The organism is Dapis purpurea BLCC-M126, assembly GCF_050015975.1.
Taxonomy (GTDB): domain Bacteria; phylum Cyanobacteriota; class Cyanobacteriia; order Cyanobacteriales; family Microcoleaceae; genus Trichodesmium.
Genome location: NZ_JBNHER010000337.1, coordinates 1 through 3,303, shown reverse-complemented (window position 1 = coordinate 3,303; position 3,303 = coordinate 1). Strand labels below are relative to the sequence as shown.

Below are 3,303 nucleotides of genomic sequence, written 5' to 3'. Positions count from 1 at the left end.
TTAGGGAAAAACACTATATGTAGCATTAAAAAACTATAACGTTATAGATATATAGCGTTCATAACAGAAAATGCGTAATCCTATTACTGGTACATCTGCAAAAAATTTTTCTACATTTTTTTAGAGCAAATCACTTTATCAAACCTCAAAAGACTTTCTTATTGGTAGAATTATTAATATTTGTAAAAAAACTGAGTTAAGGAAGTAAAGAATGCGAGTTGCGATCGCAGGTGCAGGATTAGCAGGAATGGCCACTGCTGTCGAATTAGCTGATGCTGGACATCAAGTGGAAATATTTGAATCTCGTCCCTTTGTTGGAGGAAAAGTAGGTAGTTGGGTAGATGGAAATGGAAACCATGTAGAAATGGGTTTGCACGTTTTCTTTGGCTGTTACTACCAACTTTTTGAGTTAATGAAAAAAGTGGGAGCTTTGGAAAACCTTCGCCTCAAAGAACATACTCACAATTTTATTAATAAAGGAGGCAAAACAGGTTCCCTAGATTTTCGCTTCCTGACTGGAGCGCCTTTTAATGGATTGAAAGCTTTCTTTACCACATCCCAGCTATCTGTACAAGATAAACTACAAAATGCAATTGCCCTAGGCACCAGTCCTATAGTCAGAGGGTTGATAGATTTTGATGGGGCAATGAAAACTATTAGAGATTTGGATAAAGTTAGTTTTGGAGAGTGGTTCCGTCGTCAAGGTGGATCTGATGGAAGTATCAAGCGGATGTGGAACCCTATTGCTTATGCTCTGGGTTTCATTGACGCAGATAATATTTCTGCCCGATGTATGTTGACAATATTCCAATTATTTGCTGCAAAAACAGAAGCATCTGTGTTGCGGATGTTAGAAGGTTCTCCTTATGAGTATCTCCACAAACCTATTGTTGAATATTTAGAGGCACGGAGGACCAAAATTCATACTAGACGACAAGTCAGGGAAATACAGTTTTCTGAGAATGATGGAGAAACTCGTGTCAGTGGAATAGTTGTTGCTAATGGGGATACAGAAGAAACTATTGTTGCTGATGCTTATGTTTTTGCCTGCGATGTACCAGGTATTCAGCGGATTCTACCTGAAGCTTGGCGCAAATGGCCAGAGTTTGACAATATTTATAAATTAGATGCGGTACCAGTAGCAACAGTACAGTTAAGATTTGATGGTTGGGTGACAGAGCTACATGATAAAAACCAACGTCAACAATTAGATCATGCTGCTGGTCTTGATAATTTACTTTATACTCCAGATGCTGACTTTTCCTGTTTTGCCGATCTGGCATTAACAAGTCCAGGAGATTATTATCGGCAAGGGGAAGGTTCTTTATTACAGTTGGTATTAACACCAGGCGATCCTTTTATCAAGGAGAATAATGAGGCGATCGCTCACCATGTGTTGAAACAAGTCCATGAACTATTCCCTTCATCACGGGAATTAAACATGACCTGGTATAGTGTAGTGAAATTAGCTCAGTCTTTATATCGGGAAGCTCCAGGTATGGACCCATATCGCCCGAACCAAAAGACACCAGTGCCTAACTTTTTTCTAGCAGGTAGCTATACTCAACAAGATTATATTGACAGTATGGAGGGAGCAACTATTTCTGGAAAGCAAGCTGCTAAGATAATTTTGGCAAATGTTGAAAATATTTTAGGCAGTAGGGAGTAGGTAGTAGGGAGTAGAGAGATATGCTATTATACTAAGCAAAACTACTTAATAAATAACGGCAAGATAAAATGGTTCTTCGTAGGGCTTAATTTATCGTCAATCTACATAGCAAGTTTTTCTATTTATTCTTTGTCTTGAAGTTGCTTGCTTATATGGATAAAACTTTAGCTTAAGGGAATCTACAATAAATGACTTATTTGTAGTCCTGATAACTCTGCTCAATGTCCAACCATTACCAACAGCAATAAACTACAACTTATGAGTTTTGGTCTATAATTCATATTTCTCCAAACTACTCCCTATTCCCTAATTCCCTATTCCCTATTCCCTAAAAAAAATTTATGAGTGATTGGCTAGAACATAGTGTACAGATAGAGGTAGCCGCTCCAATTGATTTAGTTTGGAATCTATGGTCAGACTTAGAACAAATGCCACAATGGATGAAGTGGATTGAATCTGTTGAAGTTCTTAAAGATAATCCAGACTTATCCAAGTGGAAATTAGCTAGTGGTAATTTTCAGTTTAGCTGGCTTTCTCGAATTCAGAGAATAGTCCCCCACCAAATTATTCAGTGGGAGTCTATAGATGGCTTACCAAACCGAGGTGCAATCCGTTTTTATGACCGTCATGGTAGTAGTATTGTTAGATTAACTGTATCTTACGGAGTTCCTGGGTGGTTAATTAAGATTATGGATAATTTATTTTTAGGTAGGATAGTAGAATCTACTCTAATGGCAGATTTGGAAAGATTTCGTGATTATGCTATTGCTGTAGAACAGAAGGAAAAAGAAATAAATTAAGCATAAAACTCCATGAATATATAGTTTTTGAGAAAAGGTTACCAATCAATGTCTACAGAGAGGTTAATGGTGATTTCTTTTTCTCCAGGAGGAACTGCTGTAATACAAGCACAAATAACTTTACCATCATCAAGTTCTACTTCGCAAGCATGACAAGAACCCATTAAGCAACCTGTCGGAATAGTTACTCCGGCACGTTCAGCTACTTCTAGAATTGGTTCTCCTACCTCTGCATCAACAGTAATTTTATCTGGCAAAAAAAGTATTTTCATATTTATATAAATCTGAAATCATTCGTAAAATCAATCCCTTTAAATAAACCCGTTTAATACCATTTATCAAAATTAATTCTATTCTTGGAAGGTAGTCAAAATAACCGGAGAAATAACTAATGCTAGCAAACAATCAAATCACCTCAATAAATAGTATTAATAAGGATAAAATTTAAGTATAGCAAAGTTTTTGATAATTGGTATAAGACCAGAGATGATAAATATTTGCTATCAATAGTTAGACTGTTACTTAGAACCCAAAAGTAATAGGGATTTATGAGGTAGAATTGTCTGCATATTTTTCCTCCCTTGTATTGTATGCTAAAAATTTAACCATTTAGGATGTAAAAACTTGCACATAATTGGCAAAAAATAAAGAATTTAGGCTTGATTTGTAGATGCTTTTAGAGTTCATCAGTAATCCCTAATTATCTTATATATAGTCGTTTAACTTTAGATTGAGACAAGTATTTCTTGCTATGAAAAGATTTTAACCTCAAAAGTGTTTCATATCATGTCCGTTGGTATCGTTTGTGTAAAAGCCGGGAAAATATCCACCATA

At 35.9% G+C, this 3,303-nt stretch carries 3 protein-coding genes; 2 read left to right on the top strand and 1 reads right to left on the bottom strand.

The annotated features are described in order from the left end of the window. The first annotated feature begins 211 nt into the window (after positions 1-211). Positions 212-1,669 carry a 9,9'-di-cis-zeta-carotene desaturase gene (gene zds / locus ACP6PL_RS30795; RefSeq protein ID WP_426549183.1) on the top strand — a complete coding sequence of 486 codons (1,458 nt, stop codon included), beginning with the start codon at positions 212-214 and terminating at the stop codon, positions 1,667-1,669. A gap of 341 nt (positions 1,670-2,010) precedes the next feature. Continuing rightward, positions 2,011-2,469: an SRPBCC family protein gene (locus ACP6PL_RS30790; RefSeq protein ID WP_426549181.1), complete on the top strand. Its 459-nt coding sequence runs from the start codon at positions 2,011-2,013 to the stop codon at positions 2,467-2,469. Between the two features lie 38 nt (positions 2,470-2,507). Here the strand turns inward: ACP6PL_RS30790 and ACP6PL_RS30785 are convergent, their stop codons facing one another. After that, positions 2,508-2,741, bottom strand: a complete 234-nt coding sequence (locus ACP6PL_RS30785; RefSeq protein WP_426549180.1) for a 2Fe-2S iron-sulfur cluster-binding protein — start codon at positions 2,739-2,741, stop codon at positions 2,508-2,510. Positions 2,742-3,303: the final 562 nt, after the last annotated feature.

Coding starts and splice junctions, on each gene's coding strand:
- ACP6PL_RS30790 (WP_426549181.1), top strand. CDS start 2,011: ATGAGTGATTGGCTAGAACATAGTGTACAGATAGAGGTAGCCGCTCCA.
- zds (WP_426549183.1), top strand. CDS start 212: ATGCGAGTTGCGATCGCAGGTGCAGGATTAGCAGGAATGGCCACTGCT.
- ACP6PL_RS30785 (WP_426549180.1), bottom strand. CDS start 2,741: ATGAAAATACTTTTTTTGCCAGATAAAATTACTGTTGATGCAGAGGTA.